Source organism: Neobacillus drentensis, assembly GCF_036965425.1.
Lineage (GTDB): Bacteria > Bacillota > Bacilli > Bacillales > Cytobacillaceae > Neobacillus > Neobacillus drentensis_F.
The window spans coordinates 42,017-63,155 of the sequence record NZ_JBALPP010000050.1; the positions used below are offsets into that span (position 1 = coordinate 42,017).

At 40.7% G+C, this 21,139-nt stretch carries 27 protein-coding genes; 23 read left to right on the plus strand and 4 right to left on the minus strand.

What is annotated here, in order from left to right; genetic code table 11:
• The first annotated feature begins 18 nt into the window (after nt 1–18).
• The 3 genes from V7161_RS14505 (at nt 19) to V7161_RS14515 (ending at nt 1,863) form a co-directional block, all read left to right on the plus strand.
• Nucleotides 19–321 (plus strand): antibiotic biosynthesis monooxygenase family protein, encoded by a 303-nt coding sequence (locus V7161_RS14505; RefSeq protein ID WP_335713705.1) that lies wholly within the window; start codon nt 19–21, stop codon nt 319–321.
• A gap of 66 nt (nt 322–387) precedes the next feature.
• Entirely contained in the window at nt 388–1,056 is a 669-nt protein-coding gene (locus V7161_RS14510; RefSeq protein ID WP_335713706.1) for an alpha/beta family hydrolase, read from the plus strand.
• Nucleotides 1,057–1,080: 24 nt separating this feature from the next.
• A complete protein-coding gene (locus V7161_RS14515) occupies nt 1,081–1,863 on the plus strand; it encodes an AAA family ATPase (RefSeq protein WP_335713707.1) in 783 nt (260 codons plus the stop codon).
• A gap of 259 nt (nt 1,864–2,122) precedes the next feature.
• Here the strand turns inward: V7161_RS14515 and V7161_RS14520 are convergent, their stop codons facing one another.
• The 4 genes from V7161_RS14520 to V7161_RS14535 form a co-directional block, all read right to left on the minus strand.
• A complete protein-coding gene (locus V7161_RS14520) occupies nt 2,123–2,446 on the minus strand; it encodes a BC1872 family protein (RefSeq protein ID WP_335713708.1) in 324 nt (107 codons plus the stop codon).
• A gap of 157 nt (nt 2,447–2,603) precedes the next feature.
• The gene (locus V7161_RS14525) at nt 2,604–2,999 is read right to left on the minus strand and encodes a secondary thiamine-phosphate synthase enzyme YjbQ (RefSeq protein ID WP_335713709.1); all 396 of its coding nucleotides are present in this window, start codon (nt 2,997–2,999) and stop codon (nt 2,604–2,606) included.
• Nucleotide 3,000: 1 nt separating this feature from the next.
• Nucleotides 3,001–3,342 carry a DUF3889 domain-containing protein gene (locus V7161_RS14530; protein WP_335713710.1) on the minus strand — a complete coding sequence of 114 codons (342 nt, stop codon included), beginning with the start codon at nt 3,340–3,342 and terminating at the stop codon, nt 3,001–3,003.
• Nucleotides 3,343–3,455: 113 nt separating this feature from the next.
• A complete protein-coding gene (locus V7161_RS14535) occupies nt 3,456–3,590 on the minus strand; it encodes a hypothetical protein (RefSeq protein ID WP_335713711.1) in 135 nt (44 codons plus the stop codon).
• Between the two features lie 125 nt (nt 3,591–3,715).
• Between V7161_RS14535 and V7161_RS14540 the strand changes: the two genes are divergently transcribed.
• The 20 genes from V7161_RS14540 to V7161_RS14635 all read left to right on the plus strand — a co-directional run bounded on the left by V7161_RS14540 (nt 3,716) and on the right by V7161_RS14635 (nt 21,015).
• A complete protein-coding gene (locus V7161_RS14540) occupies nt 3,716–4,096 on the plus strand; it encodes a MazG nucleotide pyrophosphohydrolase domain-containing protein (protein WP_335713712.1) in 381 nt (126 codons plus the stop codon).
• 56 nt (nt 4,097–4,152) lie between these two features.
• On the plus strand, nt 4,153–4,380 hold the full coding sequence (locus V7161_RS14545) for a hypothetical protein (RefSeq protein ID WP_335713713.1): 228 nt from the start codon (nt 4,153–4,155) through the stop codon (nt 4,378–4,380).
• 86 nt (nt 4,381–4,466) lie between these two features.
• Nucleotides 4,467–5,171, plus strand: coding sequence for an MBL fold metallo-hydrolase (locus V7161_RS14550; protein ID WP_335713714.1), 705 nt, complete (start codon nt 4,467–4,469; stop codon nt 5,169–5,171).
• Nucleotides 5,156–5,620 carry a GNAT family N-acetyltransferase gene (locus tag V7161_RS14555; RefSeq protein WP_335713715.1) on the plus strand — a complete coding sequence of 155 codons (465 nt, stop codon included), beginning with the start codon at nt 5,156–5,158 and terminating at the stop codon, nt 5,618–5,620. The genes V7161_RS14550 and V7161_RS14555 overlap by 16 nt, the downstream gene beginning before the upstream one ends.
• 154 nt (nt 5,621–5,774) lie before the next feature.
• Nucleotides 5,775–6,143, plus strand: coding sequence for a Gp49 family protein (locus V7161_RS14560; RefSeq protein WP_289987836.1), 369 nt, complete (start codon nt 5,775–5,777; stop codon nt 6,141–6,143).
• Nucleotides 6,144–6,211: 68 nt separating this feature from the next.
• Nucleotides 6,212–6,751, plus strand: a complete 540-nt coding sequence (locus tag V7161_RS14565; protein WP_335713716.1) for a GNAT family N-acetyltransferase — start codon at nt 6,212–6,214, stop codon at nt 6,749–6,751.
• A 109-nt stretch (nt 6,752–6,860) separates the two neighbouring features.
• Nucleotides 6,861–7,394, plus strand: coding sequence for a sigma-70 family RNA polymerase sigma factor (locus V7161_RS14570; protein ID WP_335713717.1), 534 nt, complete (start codon nt 6,861–6,863; stop codon nt 7,392–7,394).
• Between the two features lie 2 nt (nt 7,395–7,396).
• Nucleotides 7,397–7,807 carry a PadR family transcriptional regulator gene (locus tag V7161_RS14575; protein WP_335713718.1) on the plus strand — a complete coding sequence of 137 codons (411 nt, stop codon included), beginning with the start codon at nt 7,397–7,399 and terminating at the stop codon, nt 7,805–7,807.
• Between the two features lie 7 nt (nt 7,808–7,814).
• Nucleotides 7,815–9,092, plus strand: a complete 1,278-nt coding sequence (locus tag V7161_RS14580) for an FtsW/RodA/SpoVE family cell cycle protein (RefSeq protein WP_335713719.1) — start codon at nt 7,815–7,817, stop codon at nt 9,090–9,092.
• Nucleotides 9,093–9,268: 176 nt separating this feature from the next.
• On the plus strand, nt 9,269–10,069 hold the full coding sequence (locus V7161_RS14585) for an alpha/beta fold hydrolase (protein ID WP_335713720.1): 801 nt from the start codon (nt 9,269–9,271) through the stop codon (nt 10,067–10,069).
• A 77-nt stretch (nt 10,070–10,146) separates the two neighbouring features.
• Nucleotides 10,147–10,938 (plus strand): IclR family transcriptional regulator, encoded by a 792-nt coding sequence (locus V7161_RS14590; protein WP_335713721.1) that lies wholly within the window; start codon nt 10,147–10,149, stop codon nt 10,936–10,938.
• A gap of 295 nt (nt 10,939–11,233) precedes the next feature.
• Nucleotides 11,234–12,511: an MFS transporter gene (locus tag V7161_RS14595; RefSeq protein WP_335713722.1), complete on the plus strand. Its 1,278-nt coding sequence runs from the start codon at nt 11,234–11,236 to the stop codon at nt 12,509–12,511.
• 157 nt (nt 12,512–12,668) lie between these two features.
• Nucleotides 12,669–13,205, plus strand: coding sequence for a cupin domain-containing protein (locus tag V7161_RS14600; RefSeq protein ID WP_335713723.1), 537 nt, complete (start codon nt 12,669–12,671; stop codon nt 13,203–13,205).
• A gap of 128 nt (nt 13,206–13,333) precedes the next feature.
• Entirely contained in the window at nt 13,334–14,248 is a 915-nt protein-coding gene (locus V7161_RS14605) for a VOC family protein (protein ID WP_335713724.1), read from the plus strand.
• A 15-nt stretch (nt 14,249–14,263) separates the two neighbouring features.
• The gene (locus V7161_RS14610) at nt 14,264–15,055 is read left to right on the plus strand and encodes an SDR family oxidoreductase (protein WP_335713725.1); all 792 of its coding nucleotides are present in this window, start codon (nt 14,264–14,266) and stop codon (nt 15,053–15,055) included.
• A gap of 26 nt (nt 15,056–15,081) precedes the next feature.
• Complete coding sequence (locus V7161_RS14615; RefSeq protein ID WP_335713726.1) at nt 15,082–16,770, plus strand: thiamine pyrophosphate-binding protein; 1,689 nt, start codon at nt 15,082–15,084, stop codon at nt 16,768–16,770.
• 6 nt (nt 16,771–16,776) lie between these two features.
• Nucleotides 16,777–18,228, plus strand: coding sequence for an aldehyde dehydrogenase family protein (locus tag V7161_RS14620; protein WP_335713727.1), 1,452 nt, complete (start codon nt 16,777–16,779; stop codon nt 18,226–18,228).
• Between the two features lie 14 nt (nt 18,229–18,242).
• Nucleotides 18,243–19,028: an aspartate dehydrogenase gene (gene nadX, locus V7161_RS14625; RefSeq protein ID WP_335713728.1), complete on the plus strand. Its 786-nt coding sequence runs from the start codon at nt 18,243–18,245 to the stop codon at nt 19,026–19,028.
• A gap of 126 nt (nt 19,029–19,154) precedes the next feature.
• Nucleotides 19,155–20,459 carry an aromatic ring-hydroxylating oxygenase subunit alpha gene (locus V7161_RS14630; RefSeq protein ID WP_335713729.1) on the plus strand — a complete coding sequence of 435 codons (1,305 nt, stop codon included), beginning with the start codon at nt 19,155–19,157 and terminating at the stop codon, nt 20,457–20,459.
• 46 nt (nt 20,460–20,505) lie between these two features.
• Complete coding sequence (locus tag V7161_RS14635; RefSeq protein ID WP_335713730.1) at nt 20,506–21,015, plus strand: aromatic-ring-hydroxylating dioxygenase subunit beta; 510 nt, start codon at nt 20,506–20,508, stop codon at nt 21,013–21,015.
• Nucleotides 21,016–21,139: the final 124 nt, after the last annotated feature.

A 21,139-nucleotide genomic window follows, 5' to 3' on the forward strand; every position in this document is an offset into this window, starting at 1 on the left:
TATATAGGGGGAGTGAAAATGATACTAGAAGCGGCCATGCTGCAGGTTAAACAGGGAATGGAACAAGAATTTGAAGAAGTTTTTCGAATGGCCTCAACCATTATTTCATCGATGAATGGCTATCAATCTCACGAATTACATCGCTGCATCGAAGCAGACGGAAAATACCTGCTGTTGGTAAAGTGGGAAACGTTAGAGGATCATACGGTTGGATTCAGGCAATCAGAGGAATATCAGGAATGGAAACAGCTATTGCATCATTTTTATGATCCATTCCCAACGGTTGAACATTTTGAACAAGTAAATCTACGGGGAAACTGACAGTGGGCATTCTATTAAAATCCGTTTTTAATGGTTTTCGGACCAAATGAATAAGAGGTGAATGGCATGCATCAAATAAGTGCAGACCAAGTGGTGAGAAACGAACATTCAACCATTCCCTATACATGGATTCGGCATGAACAACCTAGTAAAAACATTTGTATTATGCTTCCAGGGCTTGGATATTCAACTGACAGACCAATATTTTATTATGCAACAAGTATGTGCTTAAACAATCACGTGGATGTTCTCCATATCAATTATACCTTTGCAAAAAATGAACACTTCAAAAAGCAAAACGAAGCGGAACAAGAGAGTTGGATGTATGAAGATGTTAAGGCTGTTATAAAGGAAGTCCTGAGGGACACCCACTATGAACAATCGTTTCTATTGAGTAAATCCATTGGGACGATTCCGATGGCGAAGGAATGGACGCAGAAAAATCTCTTTCCCAATGCGCTGGGAATCTGGTTAACACCTTTGCTAAAAGTGGATACTGTGTACCAGGCCATAATGAAAACGGAACGTCCGTCTCTTTGTGTTATAGGGGATGCTGATCATCACTATATCGAGGAGAAAATTGCTTCTTTGAAAAATAACGAGCTTGTGAACACCTTGGTAACTCCTAAAGCTGACCATAGTTTAGAAATCCCTGGAGATATTATCGCCTCGATTCATGCGGCAAATGAAGTGATTGCTTTCATCCAAGAATTTATTATCAGAAATAAAATCTAGTAAAGAGTAGAATTGGAGGTCGTAATGGTGCATCTAAAATCAGTTTTTTTAACAAGTGAAATTGAAGAAGATGAGTACCCATTTAATCTTCCTCTTATAAGAAAATTTACAGAATTACTTTTTACTAAGCCTGTTACGATTCTTGTCGGGGATAATGGCTCAGGGAAATCGACCTTACTCGAAGCTATCGCAGCGAATTTTGGCAGTATTTTAATCGGCGGCGAAAACATTGACTCCGATCCCACACTTGCACCTGCAAGAGTGCTTGGGGAAAAATTGAAGTTAACCTGGAAAGTCAGAACAAAAAAAGGCTTCTTTTTCAGGGCCAATGATTTTATCAATTTCACCCATAGACTAGCAACGATAAAAGAAGAATCCCGACAAACTCTAAAAGAGATTAAAGCGAAGGATCCTTTTAGTCTCGAAGTACTGCCTTATGCCCATACATTGTACGATTTACAGCATTTTTACGGTGAAGGGCTTGAGGTACGTTCGCATGGGGAGAGTTTTTTAGATTTGTTTCAAGCGCGCTTTCAACCGAATGGTTTATATATTTTGGATGAACCGGAAGCGCCGTTATCGCCGCTAAAACAGCTCACGTTAATTTCGATGATCAATGATATGGTTAAGGAAGACGCCCAGTTCATTATCGCTACGCATTCTCCAATACTAATGGCCCTTCCAAATGCAGAAATATACTCCATCGAGGATGGAGTTCTTCAGCAGATTAATTATGAAGATGTCGAGCATGTCAGGCTCACAAAAGATTTTTTAAATAATCCAGAGAGATTTTTAAGGCATCTATAACTAAGAAGGCACTGTTAAACTCAGTTGTTGATTTGCGCTCCAGGTGCTTCGCTTTCCGCGGACGTGCCGGGGAGCCTCCTCGGCGCTTTGGCGCCTGCGGGGTCTCCCCAGCCCCGTACTCCCGCAGGAGTCTTCGCACCTTCCGCTACAATCAACAGTGTTAAAAAAAACAGTGTTAAAAAATCTCTTTAACAGAGCCAACAAAAAAAGAACTTGGAGATTCCAGGTTCTTTTTCATTTATGATTTTGTATTGGGTTTTTAGCACAGTTGCTGCCATAATCTTGCGCTGTCAACTGATGAGTGTTTTTCAATGATGGAGTAGGCAGCATTTGTAATGGCTTGTGATAACGTGGCGCCAGTTGCCCTGACATCATTAAAGCTGACCTCTGAATGACCATTTGTTGTATAGGTGTATCCAAACATCCCTAGCTTTTCCACGATGAGCATGGCATGATCAAGGTTATGTTCTGGTTGAAATTCAGAATCATGAATGAATAAATTTTTTTCATAGTCATACCATCGGTCCCATCTATTTAACTTCCAACCTAATATTCTCCGAGCTATTGAGTCTGTTTTATTCATTTCCATATCCCCCATATCATGTTCGATTATTATATAACAGATATAATTTATTTATTATATTATATAACAGGTGGTGGGAATCGACTACTATTTTATCGTGTTTTTTAGAAAATTTTTCTATTGGGGAATTTGGAGGATTAGTACAAATGAGTTTATTTTAGTGAATCTTCACATAAAAGTTCCGATCTCGCGGGCCGTCAAACTCACAGAAATAAATTCCTTGCCATGTCCCCAACAGCAAACGTCCATTTGTTACAATGACATGCTGCGATGACCCTACCGTACTGGCTTTCATATGCGCAGCGGTATTGCCTTCCATATGGCGATCGAGTTCATGATTCCAGGGATACACTTCGTCGAAGCGGCGAATCATGTCGCTTTTTACATCGGGATCAGCGTTTTCATTAATCGTTATTCCCGCGGTTGTGTGAGGGCAATAAACAATGACGGCACCTTCTTGGTAGTTCATTTCCTTTATAAACTCTCGAACTTGATACGTAACTTCAATCATTTGATCACGTTGGTTGGTTTTTATAGTGAATTTCTTGAGCATTTTATTTCGATGACTCCCTGAATGTTATTTTAATAACCTTCTGTGTTTCATTGTTAAATTCAATATCTATAAATACACCGAATTCCTTTTTATTATCTTTTAACCATAATTTGAATTTTTCGGTTGAGGTTTTTGTACCTGTAACTCTGCCAATATGAAGATAATCAACGATATTTGCTTTTGGATACCGCTCATGGGTTTTCTCCATAGCCATAACGCCCCATTTTGCATACGGTGGAATGGGTTTATGTTGTGCCGCAGCTCTATTGGAAGAATTGAGCGGGTTCACACTTTCACTGAAAAGGGCCGTTAAAACAATTAAACTAATTAGAATCTTTTTCATAAAATTACCCTCTTTTTTTTGCTTTTATTATGGCTTTTAACACAAAAGCTTATGTAAATATGGGTTATTACTCCGAGGCCGTGATGAAACAAAATAAAGGGAAGATGCCTATATTAAAGGCGGTCATCTTCCCATGCTCTGTTATAATCTTTGATATTGTCATTTTGATTTACAGTCTGGCTTGCCTGATTTTGATTACTTTTGGTACTCGTCTGACTTGAATTTTGCAGCTTATCTTCCTTTTTCATAGCCATCAGCCTCCTTCCTATAACCTATCCACGTTTAGTGTAAATATGTATTCAAGGGATTTGAAAAACTAATCCATCGTCTGATTAAATAATGCTAAGGATGAAATCAGGAGGGTGATTTTTGGATGAAGGATATTCAAACTTTCTCAAAACAGTATCAAAAAGAAATGGGATGGGAAATTAGCGAGGAGAACTATGAAAAAAGCAGGGCTTCTCTTTTGAATAATTACATGCTTTTGACAACAGAAGTTGCAGAGGTAGCAGAAGAGCTCAGGAAGGCATTTAACATGACTGCTTCATACGTCAAAGAAGGAAGACCGGAAGAAAAGGCTTTTGAGCTGGCAAAGGAACAGATTAAAGAAGATCTGGGGAAAGAGCTAGCTGACTGCCTAGCTTATATGCTTAAGTTTTACAACTTTTTCGGAATCGATGCTGAGGAAAGTTTTTATGCCAAGATGGAAGAAGTCAGGAACCGCAAGAATAAGGATATTGTCAAAACCAAGTGAATAATCAACAATATAAGGCTAACCCTATATTCATAAAAGATAAAAGGAGAGTACTCGTGAAGCCTTATGAAATAACTAATATGATCATTGATGATGATTTTTACAATGAGGAATTTGTCACCGCGGAAATTACATATGAGAATCAAGTTTACAGCATTACTTTTAAAAAAGAAGATCTTGAACTCGTTAATTCCTGGGTTTTTAAGGAGGGTACCTCGCTGCCAGCCAATTTATCAGATCAAATGATTGAATCAATAAGAGAAGATGTCTCGAAAAAAATCTAGTCACCATGGCTAGATTTTATTTATTGCAGGGGAGAGTATCTTCGAAAGCGAATAATACAGCATAGAGATACTAGGGGGAAATTTAGATGAATTATATTTTTGAAAATGTAACTAAAAACGTTTTTGTGTTAGCCGTGTGGGATTCGAGTTGGAATTCCTATAATAACTGCTACTTTATAGTCGAAGACCATGGTGTGACGGTTATTGATTCTGGGAAATTACAACACGCCAAATATGTAGAAGATGCCTTGCATAGCATCGGTAAATCAGTTGATGATGTTGCCCTGTTTATCGCAACCCATGGACATGAAGATCATGTGCAGGCAGCCACACTTTTTTCGAATGCAAAAAAGTTTATTCATCTGAATGAAAAAGAGATGATTGAGTACCCTGATCCGGAACAATTCCATTATGAATTGCCTGACCAAGGTATTTTCCGTGATTTTGATTGTCAACTTGTAGGCTATCATACTCCAGGTTCTGTCATTTTTTATCATAGACCAACACAAGTTTTGTTTACTGGCGATTTTCTTTGCTTTTTCGGAGATCCTTTATCAGCAGGTGGTTTAGTCTCGGAGGGAAAAGAGCTTCGGGAAGCATGGTTAGACTATTTGAAGGATGGGGGAGTAGCGAAAGAACATTTGCCAGCGTTTCTTGAGGGTTTAAAGACGATTCAATCATTTGAATCCATCGCTATGTGCACAGGACATGGAGGGGTATTGGTTGGTGATAGTAAAGAGTTTGTCTCTGAGTTGTTAATGGTGGGGACTGAAAAGTGGATTCAGCAATGAATGACAACCTAATTATTAGACAAGCAACTATAAAGGACTTAGATAAAATAGTACCTATCTTCGATTCTTATCGTGAGTATTTTAACCAACAAAGAAGTCCGGTGAACGTTGAAAATTTCCTGTTTGAAAGATTTGAACACTTGGAATCCGTTATCTTTATCGTAGAGCGGGAGGGTGAGGTCATTGGATTTGCGCAGCTTTATCCCGTTTTTTCTTCCTTATCACTAAAGCGTGTATGGCTGCTAAATGATTTTTTTATCATTGAATCTTTTCGTCATCAAGGAGTGGGAAAGCAGCTTTTTGCCAAAGTGAAGGAATTTGGCACGTTAACGAAGTCGAAAGGGATTGAACTTTCTGTCGAACATACTAATCAGAAGGCATGGGAATTTTGGGAAAAACAAGAGTTTAAGCTGGATGAGGAATTCCGCTATTACTATTTTAAAATTTAAATTAGAAAACATTAAAATAAGATTAAATTTAACGTACCTTCCCATGTTGGAAGGTATTTTTTTAATGAAATTGAAATATATAAAAGAACACAGCAGGCTAGCCAAAATCGTTTTTTTTTTATTTAAAAAATTATTTAAGGGGAGAGCGAAAATTATGTTCATAGATAGTATTTGCCCAAAATGTGGAGAGATCAATCATGTCGAGCATAAAGGCGAAAATATTCTGTTTGTAACTTGTAAAAATCACCACATTTATGATCATATCGTAATCCCATATTCCCGGACACATTCGATTAAGGACGATAAGCTCGAAAAATTGGAAGAAATGATCGTCGAGAAAAAGTTTCACCGGATGAGTGATAAATCAACCATCTGTCTGCTTATTTTTAATAATGGCTATGAGATAGAAGGACGCTCGACAGTGCGTGATGTAAAAGATTTTCGTGCTGTGGTTGGTAAAGATAAAGCCTATGAACAGGCTCTAAAAAAGGCAATGGTAGCACTTGGAGCGTTTTTAGTATAATAGAATGTATGGAGCTGCGATACTTCGATACGGGGTATCGCAGTTTTTACGAAGGAAAGGAAGATTGTATGCTTATTGCTGAAAATATTTGCATAAGACCTTTTTCAACAGAGGATGCGGAAGATTTATTAGGATTACTTCTAGAAAACCGTAGTTTCTTTGAGAAATTTTCAATGGAACGTAAAGAGGAGTTTTATACATTAGATTCTCAGATTAGAAGAATTAAGCAATATGAAGAAGATCGTCAAAACGATCTAGCCTATAATTATGGCATTTTTAAAAATGACGGTACATTAATCGGCACCATAAATCTTTTTCAAGTTTGGCGATTCTCTCTCCAAAGTGCCTTTATTGGTTATTTTTTAGATAAAAAGCAAAATGGCAAAGGCTATACGACAGAAGCTGTGCAGCTATTGGTCGATTATGCATTTAATGAATTAAAATTGCACAGGATTGAAGCAGGGGTAATGCCACATAATATTGGATCCATTCGTGTGCTGGAGAAATCCGGCTTTCACAAAGAGGGCATTGCCATCAAAAATGTAAAGATAAACGGAAGATGGGAAGACCATCAGGTATTAGCGATTATCAATCCGAATGATAAGTAAATGAGTTGAAACGTTGGGTGAGTACCTAACGTTTTTTAATTTATTAATTCAATTTAAGAACTTCCTCAGGGAGTATATCGTCTATAGTTAAAGAAGGAGGGACGGATCCGTGGAAGAATTAATTTTGGAAATGTTAGATACAGAAGATAAGGAAGCACTTATCGATGAAATTATGAACAGATATGGCCAGGAGGTCCTGAAGCTTGTTTTTTCCTACGTGAATAATCGAGCCGTAGCAGAGGACTTGACTCAAGATATATTTGTTAAGTGTTATCAAAGTCTTCATACATACAGCGGTAAAGCGAAACTAAGAACATGGTTATGGCGGATTGCCATTAACCATTGCAAGGACTTTCTGAAAAGCTGGTATAACAAGAACGTTGTTATCACAGAAGAAGAACCGATAAACAATACAACACAAAAAGAATTGGTCGAGCAAACCATAATCCAAAAGGAAGAGGATGATCAATTGATTGCAGCCATCATGAAGCTGCCAATCAAATATAGGGAAGCCATTTATCTTTACTATTATGAGGAACTGCCAATCAAAGAAATCGCCCAGTTAACCGAAGTCGGTGATAACACCGTTAAAACCAGGCTCAGACGTGCAAAAGAACTACTGAAGGTACAATTGGAGGGTTGAAGATGGAAAATCGATTGAGAAATTTAAAAAAAGCGATGGATCGGAAGACATTTTCTGAGTTGAACTTCTCCGAAGAGCATCGAAAAAACATTCTGGAAAAAATCAAGCGACAAGATGAAAGTGAAGAAACGATCCTTTTAGCGGTCATGCAGCTGCTTGCTCAGGATAGAACAGGCTTTGAATTAACGAAGCTTCTTAGGGGAAGGGGCATACAAAAGTTCGAAGAAAATGAAGGTTTTTTATATACGCTTTTGCATCGACTGGAACAGACCGGTTATTTACAATCAAGCTGGTGCCTTGAAACTGAAGCTAAATATTATCAGCTAACGGATAAAGGGAGAAAAGCTCTAAGGAAAGCTGAAAAGAAGCAGTCAAAGAAACAGTTTGTGTTAAAAGAACTATTAGAGTGGTGAGGCCAAAGTGAAGAATATTAAACATATCTTTTTAAATGAAGTCACCGATCAAATCAAGTCCAAGGAAGCTAAGAAATTTGTTGCCGTGGAATTAGGGTATCATTTGAAGGAAACAAAGAAAGTCTGGATTGAGAAGGGGCTTTCAGAATCAGAAGCGGAAATAAAAGCGGTTGAGCAGATGGGAAGCCCTGTTAAATTAGGACAGCAGCTGAACAAGCTCCATCGGCCGAAGATTGACTGGCTGCTGGTCATCCTGTTCGTTACCACGCTGGGTCTCGGATTTTTGCCATTGTTCTCACTTGGTTATATGAATGAAGGGCATTTTTCAACCTTTAAGATGATCATTGCCCTTATCAGTGGTACGGCTGCTCTAGGAATCATGCTGATTGATTATCGGAAGTGGAAAAAGCATGGATGGGTGTTTTACACCATCGGAATGCTGATTCTTTTTCTGTTAAGGTTTTTTTCAAATACGACGGTCAATGGGCTGCCGCTCTTAAGAATTCCTCCTATCACGTTTGAAAGCCTTATGGCTGTGCCTTTTTTCTTTCTTGCGTGGGCTTCGTTTTTTAGTAACAATCGATTTAAGGTTTGGCAGTTTGGAATTCTTTTACTCATTCCTTTGTTTTTCTTCTTGGCTCTCCCAAGTGTTTCAAATGCCTATATTTATACCGTCATGGTTTTTGTGATGCTATGGTGGAGCACATTTACTCGAAAAACGGTTCTATTCATCTGGTCGTTTTCATTCAGTATCCTCATACTCCTAGGAGTCATTTCATGGAATACTCTTAAGGATTATCAGTTAGTCAGGTTCCTTGCCTTTTTAAATCCTGAAAAATATTATGATGGTGCAGGTTATTTAATATTGCGCGCTAAGGACTTGCTGTCAAAAGCAGGATGGTTCGGAAACCATCTGGACAAACAAGTTTTTATTCCCGAGGCTCATACCAATTTTGTTTTTGTAAGCTTTACCTACTATTACGGCTGGCTTTTCGCCATTGCCCTGGTTGTAATCTTATCCTTATTTGTTGCAAGAATCATTGTAGTTATGAACAAAATCCATGATCCTTTTGGCAAATTGCTTCTGATTGGTGCGGTTGCTCTTTATGGCGTCCAACTGGGGACTAATGTCGGAATGTCATTGGGCGTTGTTCCTTTGATTTCTATGTCCTTGCCATTCATAAGCTATGGATTAATGCCCACGCTGCTAAATTCGATTTTAATTGGTGTGGTGTTAAGTGTGTATCGCAGAAAGGATATTACATCGAATCAAGGATTTATATAAGATCATATTTCATGATTAAATAAGGCGTGCACAGGTTGCACGCCTTATTTATTTGTGTGAATCTTTTTTAGTGAAATCCGTTAACTTTCTAAAAATTCTGTTGACTTATCCTGTAATTGTTTTAATATGAAAAATATAAAACAATGTTTTGCTTATAAAACACAAGGAGGGTGAATATGGCTTTTTTACAAGTAGGAGATTTACAAATTCATTATGAAATTGAAGGTGAGGGGGACCCATTAATTATTTTACATGGAATGGGAAACAATTCTCAATCGTGGAAAAAACAATTAAGTGGGTTATCGAAGCAATACACGGTGATTGCGTGGGATGCCCCCGGTTATGGAAAGAGTTCTGATCCAAAAGAGGAATTAAGGGAGTTTAGGCAATTTGCTGATGTATTAAAAGGATTTATCGAAAATTTAAACTATGAATCTGTTACGCTGCTAGGACATTCTATGGGCTCGGCCATTGCTCTTGATTTTTGTTACCGCTTTCCGGAAAAGGTGGATGCATTAATTATTTCTGATGCGACAAGAGGGGCAGCTGCCCTGAGCGGAGAAGAGAATGATCGGAAATTGAAAAATCGATTGAATAACATTGAATCTTTGGAACCGAAAGAGCTTGCAGCACTAAGAGTAAAGGAACTTCTTTCCCCAAATCCGGATCCAGAAATTAAGAAGGAAGCAGAAAGAATCTATTCTCAAATCAGGCCAATGGGATTCCGCTCTGTTGCGTATTCTCTATTTCATTTGAATCAAATGGATATTCTAGCTTCTATCTCTGCTCCAACTCTTGTTATTTGTGGTGAATTTGATATCGTAACACCCATAAGTGAGTCCCAGATTTTCCACGAGTCCATAAAGGATTCAAAATTCGTTACCATCCCTGGTACCGGTCATTTGTGTTATCAAGAAGATCCCATTCGTTTTAATTCTATCGTCCTGAATTTTCTAAATTCAGCCGCGGCCAAATAAAAGTTCCCAGAGGCTTTGCTTAAAATTTGGTAAAATTGTAGAATAGTAATTAATAACGATAAGATGGTGAAATGCTTATGGCAAAAGAAGAAAAGGAACGATATAATGCCAATGCTTTGGTGAGAGGATTGGAAATTTTAAAGCTATTCAGTGAGGAGCGCCCAACATTATCCCTAGTTGAAATTGCGAAAGAACTGGATGTCAGCAGGACGGTTCCGTTCCGATTATTGTATACGCTCCAAACATTAGGATATCTGTACCAGGATGAACATACTAAGCGCTATAGTTTAACTCCAAAGGTGTTGGAATTAGGGTTTGCTTATTTAAGTACACTAAAGCTCCCTGAAATTGCTCAGCCCTATTTAGAAAAATTAAGGGATGAAACAGGGGCCTCTTGTCATTTATCAATCTTGGATGGTAATGAAGTTGTCTATGTTGGGAGCGCACCTGTTAGAGGTGTTTCGGCAGTGAATGTGAATATAGGGCTGAGACTGCCCGCACATGCGATTGCTAATGGAAAAGTGCAGCTTGCCTTTCAGCCTCAAGATCGATTAAACCAGATATTATTTGGCTCTAATTTACAACCTTATACGGAAAGAACGCAAACTGATTTCTTGGAATTTCAACAGGAATTAGCGACAATTCGGAAAGAGGGATATGCGATTACAAAGGGTGAATTTCACCATGGAATTCAATCGGTGGCTGCTCCTATATTTGAACGCACAGGTCAAGTCATGGCTGCGATCAATGTCGTGGCAACCGAGAAAACATTCAATAGTGAATTTATTGAAAAAATTGCGTTACCAAAAGTGCTTGAAGTCTCGGATCAATTATCAGGCTTTATGGGTTACCACGCCAAAATAAACTAAAAGGCTCGCGAAATTTCGCAAGCCTTTTTATTATCTCAATTTCATTTAATGTTTTGTATATAAAACGATTTTTAAATTGTAAAACAAAATTCATAATTAGTGTTGACACAATTTTCTCAAAATTTTAAAATGAACTTAGCAGGAAACTTCGTTTTGTATATAAAACATAAAGTGCACTGCGAATAATAATAAAGGAGGAATATACGTCCGTTTAGGTCCGCTGAAATGCTGTATACTATTAATAAAATTTTTGAAAGCGCGTTCATGAACATTTAAAACTAAAGGGGGCTATTTGATGCTAAAAGGTAACAAAAGGTGGATTTATATTGCTTTACCAATCTTCTTCTTTTGGTTTTTTGGACAAATTGATAAATTAGGTATTTCTATTATCCAGACGGATCAAGGCTTCTTAAATGATCTTGGAATAACAGGTGCAGATAAGAATGCCAAAATTGGAATGATTACTTTTGTCTTTACCATTTCTTATGCCTTATCCAATATTTTTTGGGGCTTTATTATCGACAAGCTTGGAGCAAGAAAGACCGGTATCCTGGGTCTGACTGCTTGGGCGATTACTATGGTAATTGGAGGATTATCTACTTCGTATGAGATGTTTATCGTGAGCCGTATCATCCTAGGTATCGGTGAAGGAATGATGATCCCGATTTGCGGAAAGTTTATCTCTAACTGGTTCCATCAGCGTGAACTGGGCAGAGCGCAATCTTCCTGGCTGGCAGGAAACTATTTAGGACCTGCATGCGGAGCGATTATTTTGACACTTGTGATTGCTACCTTCCATTGGCAAGCTGCTTTTTTCATTTTAGCGGCGTTTAATGTTTTGATTGTACTTCCAATGTTTATTTTCCTTACTCGTGATACTCCTGAAGAACATCCACGACTAGATAAAGAAGAATTAGCTTATATTCGCCAGTCAGATTCAAAAGGATCAACGAAAAAACAAAGTTTTGTGCAGGATTTCCGTTATTGGATTGTCTGGTTTGGTATGTTAGTGGCATCATTTTTATTTTTCGGTATTAGTATTTGGCTCCCAACTTATTTAGTCGGCGCGAAAGGGTTCACAAGAGAAGCAATGACAGGAATTACCTCTTTATCTTGGCTTTTTGCTTTAGGATTCGTCTTAATTTGTGGGTACTTATCAGATAAAACAAAGCGTCCAGGTTTACTTGCGACTATTCTGTTTCTTTTGACGACGTTATTTTTAACAGCGGCAATTCTTTCACCTCAACCGGTTATGGCAGGAGTATGTATGGGGTTAGCAATGGGAGCACAGGGCGGTGTATTCCATTTAAGTAATTTATTTATTGTTAAATTCTCTACTCCTGAAACAGCGGGACGTGCTGCTGGTTTGATGGGCTTTACCAACATTCTTGGCGGATTTTCAAGCTATATCATGGGATGGATGGTTGATATTTCTGGAGGGGATTTCGGACCTTCAATCGTCATGTTAATTATCGCTGCTTCGCTTGGATTCATTGCCTATCTGTTTACCTTAAAGAAAGAAGCTTCAGAGCTCAAACTTGAAAATGTACCACCTAATCGTGTAACCGTTTAAATGTGATTAAAACGTTACGTATATAAAACATAGTTTTAAAAAGTATAATTTTCTCAATATTTTTAATTGACAATTATAATATTGGGATTTATTATTGGTTTATAAAGAAAACATTGTTTTATATATAAAACAAATCAAACAAAAGGAGTGTTGGAAAATGTCTGAAGAAAAATTTTCAGTAGAAGCATTTGAGAAAAAATATGTGGCGAGACTAAAGGATCGCAGCCTTGATTGGAACGTCTTAAAGTTCCAGGAAGAAATCGACCCAAAATATAAGAGAGCACAAATGCGCTATATCGGCCGCGGTGCAACCGCTAACAATGACAGCAATGTGATTACTGGAGAACACTTTACGCTAAGCACCATGGTATTGCCTGCTGGCTGTGAAGGTCCGCTTCATTTACATGATGATGTAGAAGAAGTGTTCTTTATCTTAAAAGGAAGTGTAACCGCTCTTATTCAGGAAGAGGGCAAAGAGGAAGTTCATGAAATCGTTTTAAACGAAAGAGACTGCATCAGCTCACCTCCTGGCGTTTACCGCGGAATCCGCAACGACAGCGATGAAGAGGCTCTCATGCTTGTTATGCTTGGAGCCGTGAAGCCGAACCTTCCTACTTATCCAAAGGGAAGCGCATTAGAAGAGCTTCGCATCCAGCGTGCAAAAGAAAGAGAAGCAATTATTAACGGAAAGTAAGATTAGGCAGGGTTTCCATACTCAAACTCCCTGATTACCTAGGAATTTCTTCGTTGACAGGGATGGTCCACTTACCTTATAGGCGGGATCATCCCTGTTGACTTTCAAAAGACTTTGGAGGTGGCGAGATGTTAGGTATTACACATTTACGGCATATCAGCTTAATCACTCCGGTACTGAATGAACAGGCTGATTTTTATGAAAAAATCTGGGGATTGGATAAAGTATCTCAGGATGATCACTCGGTTTACTTCCGCGGGGCAGGTCCTGAAAATCATATTTTAAGTCTCCAAGCCGGTGAAAATAGCGGCTTACACCATATCGCGTTTGGCATGGTTGATAAAAATGCAGTCGACCGGGCAGCGGAAATCCTGGCTTCAAAGGGTGTCAAAATTGTTTCCGAACCGGGCTACCTGGATGAAGAAGGAAGAGGCTACGGCCTGCGCTTTGTTGATCCGGAAAATCGCTGCATCGAATTATCGGCCTATGTGGAAATGCATACGACGATTTGGAATAAGAAAAACGTCGACCCGGTTAAATTGAACCATGTGGTGATGAATACGAAAGATCTCGACATGATTGTCGATTTTTATACAAATGTCCTTGGGTTTAAGGTAACCGACTGGAGTGAGCATCAAATGGCGTTCCTGAGATGCAACCGAAAGCACCACTCGATTGCTTTTAATCAGGACCAGCACGCTTCTGTTAACCATATCGCTTATGAAGTGGACACGGTCGATGAGGTGATGAGAGGAATCGCCAATGTAAGAAAAGCAGGCTATCTAGAAATTTGGGGCCCTGGGCGCCATGGTCCCGGCAATAATGTTTTCTGCTACTTCCAGGATCCGGCGAAGTTTGTCATGGAGTATACGTGTTATTTGGAAACCGTTGAAGATGAGGCTGAATGGGTAGCGCGTGTTTGGAAACGGGTTCCGCATCTGATGGATCAATGGGGAATTGCCGGACCTCCTAAACCGGAAACACGGGCAGCGATGGCTGGACAGCCTGATCCAGGCTGGGTCAATGCAAAAGAATTGGTGTAACGGAGGGATGCTACGATGGATTTAGGATTAAAAGATAAAGTAGCTGTCATAATGGGAGGAACCTCCGGAGTCGGATTAAAAACAGCGGAAATGTTCCTTCAGGAGGGGGCTAAAGTAGCGGTCTGCGGCAGAAACACCGAGCGTAAGGAAAAAGCCTATGATCATCTTCTGCAATTTGGCTCCATAGATTCCATTTATGCGGCAACATGTGATGTAACGAGTAAAGAGGATGTCAACGAGTTCATCAACGGGACAGCAGCCCATTTTGGCGGGATTGATATCCTTGTGAATGCAGCAGGACAAAGTGTGATGGGATACTTTTTTGATGTGACGGATGAACAATGGGAGCAGCAAATCCAATTGAAATACTTTGCCATCATTTACGCGGTGAAGGCGGTTCATCCTTATTTGGTCGAGCAGGGCGGCGGCAGAATCATTAATATCAATGCTACCTTAGCCAAAGAGCCGGAAAGACATATGATTGCTACAGCAGCTACAAGAGCAGGTCTACTGAATTTAAGCAAGACCCTTTCCCAAGAGCTTGCTTCCGATAATATTTTAGTTAACTCTGTTAGCTTAGGTTTGATACGGACCGATCAATGGGAACGACGCAGATTGAAAAATGCGCCGGAGTTGAATGCTGAAGATTATTATACAGACTTGGCGAAAAAGAGAAATATTCCGCTGGGAAGAGTAGGGGAAGCAGAGGAAGTAGCCAGTGTGATTTTATTTTTAGCTTCAGAGAAGGCAAGTTATGTATCGGGTTCCACGATTGAAACAGCTGGAGCGCTAGGGAAAGCGCTTTAATTTTCGGGTAAAGGCAGGAATAGATGATGAGTGAACAAATGCAAATGGAATTTACAACAGCAGATGCAGTAGTAAAGGAACTTGTTCGTGTCGGCGTGGAAGTAGCTTTCGGCATTGTCAGTATCCACAACATGCCAATCTATGATGCGATCCTTCGCGAAGGGAGCATTCATTTAGTCTGTTCCCGCGGTGAGAGCGGCGCGGCCAATATGGCGGACGGCTATGCTAGAGCGACAGGGAAATTAGGTGTAGTGATTACAAGTACGGGAACGGGATCAGGGAATGCCGCAGGTTCTTTAATTGAAGCATGGGCAGCAGGGGTGCCGGTTCTTCATCTAACTGGTGAGGTGGCTTCATCTTATCTAGGAACTGGCAGAGGATATATCCATGAATGTAAGGACCAGCTGTCGATGATGGAAGGGTGCAGTAAAAAAGCGGTCCGTTTAAGAAAGCCTGAGCAGGCAGCGGCAGTTGTCAGGCAAGCGATTCAGGACGCCTTTGCCTATCCGGCAGGACCTGTAACGCTTGAAATCCCCATTGATTTTCAATCTGCTATTATCCCTAATTATCCGATTGATGAAATCAGAACAATAGGTCCATCCAATCAAACCCTTCCATATTTGCCTGAAGAGGCATTAATGAAAATCTCCCAAGCCCGCCGTCCGGTTATTTGGGCAGGAGGAGGAGTGATTACATCTGGTGCATCAAATGAAGTTCAAGCGCTGGCAGAAAAGATTGGTGCGGCTGTCATCACAAGCCAGTCTGGAAAAGGAAGTATTCCAGAAGACCATCCTCAGTGTATCGGTCACTTTGCCGCATATGAATTAACGAAAGACCTGCTGAAAAAGGCCGACTTGTTGATCAGTATAGGTGTTCGTTTTAGAGGGAATGAAACCTCCAATTGGAAAGTCACTGTTCCAAAAGAACACATCGCCATTGATGCCGACTGGCTGGCGATCAATCGAAACTATGAAGCAAGCTATGGGCTAGTAGGGGATGCCAAACAAATTTTACAAGGGTTAAATCAAGAATTATCTAATACATCTATTGTTCCGGATTCTGCTTATCTTGATGAAGTACAGTCCGTTCGCGAAGAATTGCGTACCCAGTTAAGAGCCACACTTGGGCCATATGAACAAATTCTTGATGGCATGCGAAAAGTACTGCCGCAAAACACGATTTTAGTCCGCGATGTCACCGTTCAAGCGAATGTGTGGGGCAGCCGCCTTTTTGAAATCTATGAACCTAGGACATCGATTCACGCATCTGGCGGCGGAATTGGTCAAGGGCTGCCAACTGCGATTGGTGCGCAAATGGGTTACAAGGATCGCCCGGTTGTCCTGATGGCAGGTGATGGCGGGTTTATGGTCAATGTCGGAGAAATGGCAACCGCCGCTCAAGAAAAACTGCCATTAATCATTGTCCTGTTTGATGATGCAGGTTACGGGGTGCTTCGAAATATTCAAAGTGCCGCTTATGGACGTCAAGTTGCTGTTGATTTGATGAGCCCTGACTTTGTGCAGTTAAGTCAATCGATGGGATTTGATGCATCACGAATCGGATCACCAGCAGCGTTTGTCACAGAGCTCGAGAAGGCCGTAGAAAACAAAAAGCCAACGATGATTGTAGTAGACATGGATGCGGTTGGACCAATGGCGAAACCATTTGGTGGTCCTCCGGGTGCAGCTGATGCTTTCAAGCCAAAGAAGTTATAAGGAGGAATGACAGTGATTTCAACATATCCATCTGTATCTGGTAAATATCTGATTGGCGGAAAATGGATTCAAGCGGCAAAAACAGCAAATGTCATCAATCCAGCACATACAAGTGAAGTGGTCGGCGAGGTGGCTTTATGTTCAAAGGAGGATGTAGACCAGGCGGTGGCCACAGCAGCTAAAGCCTATGAAAGCTGGTCGCAAAGTGAAATTGAGGACCGGGCAAACCGGATGCAGCTGGCAGCAGAGGAGATTCGTGCCATCACTGAAGAGAATGTTAGTCTGCTAGTCCGCGAGAATGGTAAGGTCTTAGTTGAAGCGAAAAAGGATTTACTCCGATGTGTCGATATTATGAAGCAAGGGGCAGAGGAATTACTAGAATGGTGGCAGCCTGAAAGCCTGCCTGGGAATCAAAAGGTGCAAATCCGCAAGCGTCCGCGCGGTGTTGCCGCGATCATCTCGCCTTGGAACTCACCAATGATTCTGACCTTTAAGCGGGTCATCCCGGCTGTTCTGACTGGAAATACGGTCGTTGTGAAACCGGCAACCAGCTGTCCATTAACGATCATGACGTTTTTAAAAGTCGTCGCTTCCTATTTTCCGGATGGGGTCATCAATGTTGTTTCAGGCTCCGGAGGTGTGATTGGGGATGCGCTTTGTTCGGACCCAAGGGTTCGCACGATTGCATTCGTGGGGAGCACGGAAACGGGGAAGGAAATTATGCGCGCCGCCAGCGGCACCGTAAAGAAACTGTACATGGAGCTTGGCGGGAACGATGCTGCAATTCTTCTTCCGGATGTAAATTTGGATGATGAAGCGATCAAGCGTCTGCGTTTTGGAGTTCTTCGTGCGGCAGGGCAGGTGTGTTCAGCGATTAAAAGGATTTATGTGCACGAATCTAGATATGAGGAAGCGGTTGAAAAATTAAAGAAAGAATTCAGCCGTATTCGGGTTGGAAATGGGATTCAGCCTGATGTGGAAATGGGGCCTTTAAATAATAAATCTCAATATGACTATGTCAAAGGACTAATCGAACGAGCAGCCGAATCAGGAGCTAACGTCATTACAGGAGGCATTCAGCTGGATCCGGAATCATGGGAACAAGGTTATTTTATTATGCCGACTATCATTACCGGTGTAGAGCAAAGAAGTGAAATCGTTCGTGCGGAACAATTCGGCCCTGTTATTCCAATCCTCCCGTTTTCTGATATCGATGAAGTCGTGAAGCAAGCCAATGACAGCGAGTTCGGTTTAAGAGCGTCTGTTTGGACAGAGGATGAAGCGCTTGCCGCCAAATTGGCGGACCGCTTGGAGGCTGGTGCCGTATTCCATAATAACCATACCGTGTTCCAAGACCTTCATCTTGATTTTCCAGGTTTAAAGGAGAGCGGATTGTCTCGTGAAACAAGGCATTGCGGGCTGGAATATTTCGCAGATTCTTACGGTTTGGCCAACTAAAAGGAGGAAACCAGATGAAAATAGGGTTAATTGGCGGAGGAAATATTGGGAAGTTTCTTCTCCAAAGTATCAATACCAATGGTCTTCTTCCAGGAAGTAAAATTGTCGGCCTTCATACTCGAAACGAACAATTGGCAGGGCAGCTTGCGGCACAGTTTGATACAGAAAGTTTTCTAGATACGCACTCGTTGATCCAGTCCCCTGACATTGACGTTGTGATTGAAGCGGCGACAATACAAGTGGTGAAGGATTATGGCGCCGACATTCTTGCAAGCGGCAAGGATTTAGTGCTTAGCAGTGTTGGGGCGTTAGCCGATGTGGATTTTTATCGGCAGCTTGAGGAAATTTGCAAAAAAAACTGCACAAAAATATATTTGCCATCAGGGGCGATCGGCGGATTGGATATCCTAAAGGCAGCTAAATCCATTGGCGAGCTGGAATCGGTTTCGATTGTAACGAGGAAGCCGCCAGCAGCCCTGCCAGGTGCTCCTGCCGACTGCGAACAAGTGATGTTCGAGGGCTCAGCTCATGAAGCGATTGAATTGTTTCCGAAAAATATTAATGTATCAATCATTTTGTCCTTAGCGGGCTTGGGTCCGGATAAAACGGTAGTTAAAATAATATCGGATCCAGCTGCTCGGAAAAACAGCCACTCGATTGAGGCCGCCGGGTCGTTCGGAAAATTATCTCTGGTTGTCGAGAATGATCCAATGCCGAATAATCCAAGAACAAGCTACCTCGCTGCCCTCAGTGTTTTGTCTGTTTTGAAAAACAAAGATGCAGTGGTCAAGGTTGGATAAGTGCTAGAATGAAGATGGGGATGTTCAATTATAATAAAGAAGAAAACAGGGGAAACCCGAAGATTTTTGAAATCATTCTCCTGTAAAAATAAGATACAAGAATTTAGTACTTAGGGGGAATAGGCTATGATGAAAACAAACATAAATCTTGAAGAAATGTCTCAGCAAGATGCGATTGAATACTTAAAAGAATCCGTTCAGCCAGAAATGGGCGCAATTCCTGCCTCACTTCTAGGTGACCCAAAGATTTATGACATTGAGCATAAAAAAGTATTTTTAAAAACATGGTTGTTTATCGGTCATGAATCTGAAATTCCAAACAAAAATGATTTCATTACAAGGGACCTTGCTGGTTATTCGGTGATTATTTCCCGAGGCTCAGATGGTGAAATTCGCGGCCTATATAATATGTGTACCCACCGCGGGATGAAGCTTTGCCGGGCCGATGCAGGAAATAAATCTTCGTTTACCTGCCCATATCATGGCTTTAATTTTAAAAACAATGGAGATTGTATTGGGGTACCGCTGCAAAAGGATATTTATGGCGGTGATTTCGATAAATCTGGATTAGGGCTTCATAAAATTAGAATCGAATCCTACAAAGGTCTTTTGTTCGGAACATGGAATGATCAGGCTGAACCTTTAGAAGACTTTTTGGGTGAATTTAAATGGTATCTCGATATTTTAGCGGGCCGGGCTGAAATGGAGGTTGTGGGGCCGCCCCAGCGATTCGTTATTCACTCGAACTGGAAAATAGGTGCAGATAATTTTGTCGGGGACTCGTATCATACGATGGTTACTCATGGTTCCATTGTTAAATTGGGAATGGTCCCAAGTGCCACCTATTCCAAAAAAGGCTATCAAATCCATACAACCAATGGGCATGGCTTAAATCTGGGCACTCCGAATCCTGATTTTGCTTTTCCGGAGGAATTAAAAGAAGAATACAAATCTAATTTAACAGATGAACAGTATGATGTTTTGTGCAATCTAAAAAATATGATTGGCAATATTTTTCCGAATTTATCTTTCTTAATTTCCCATACAAAAGTCAAAGGCCAGTTGATTTCGAATACTTCTGTTCGTCTATGGAGACCGATTAGTGTCGACAAGATGGAGGTCATTACTTGGTTGTTAGTGGAGAAGAACGCTTCAAGCGACTGGAAAAGACGTTCCCGTGAGTCGTTTATTTTAACATTCAGTCCTTCAGGAATTTTTGAACAGGATGACACAGAGGTATTTACGGATATTACCGCTGCCGCGTCTGGTACAATGCCATTGGTTAAACAGCTGACTTTTAACTATACGATGGGCTTACATCGCAAGCCTGTAGAGGATTTCATTGGGCCGGGGGTTGTTTATGATGATAAATTCACAGAGGCCAATCAAAGAAACTTTTATCGCTACTGGCTTGATCTAATGACTTCTTAAGGATTTTTGAAGTGAGCAAAGAAAAAAAGTGTAAGGAGGAGTCATGATGAGTTTAGAGAAGATGCTTGCAACCTATGAATTTGAGCAATGGTTATATTTAGAAGCGAAACTGTTGGATGATATTGATTTTGATGGATGGTTCAGCATGCTGCATCCTGATATTTCTTATTCCATGCCGGTCAGGGTCAACAAGGAAGGGATCGAACGACCTGATTATTCCTTAGATATGTTTGCATTTTATGACGACATTGAATTATTGAAAATACGCGTTGATCGTTTAAAAACGGATTACGCTTGGGCTGAAATCCCGCCATCAAGGACACGAAGGTCTGTCAATAATGTCCGCCTTCTTGAGTATACGCCAAATGAAAAAGCAGTTGTAAACAGTTATTTGACCATTTATCGGAGCCGGAGCACCGATATCCACCACGATTTAATTTCAGGGGAGCGTCAGGATGAATTTACATTCGTAGACGGGGAATGGAAGCTGTCCAAGCGCGTCTTCATCGTCGACCAAACGACTTTAAATACAAGAAACCTGGCTATTTTTGTTTAACGTCAAACTGATTTGTCGTGATTCTCGGATAAAAAGATGATTACTCTTGGATAAACGGGGTTAACTCTCGAATATGCTGTGTTTACTCTCGAAAACAAAACTTACTCTCGGATAGAAGTCAATT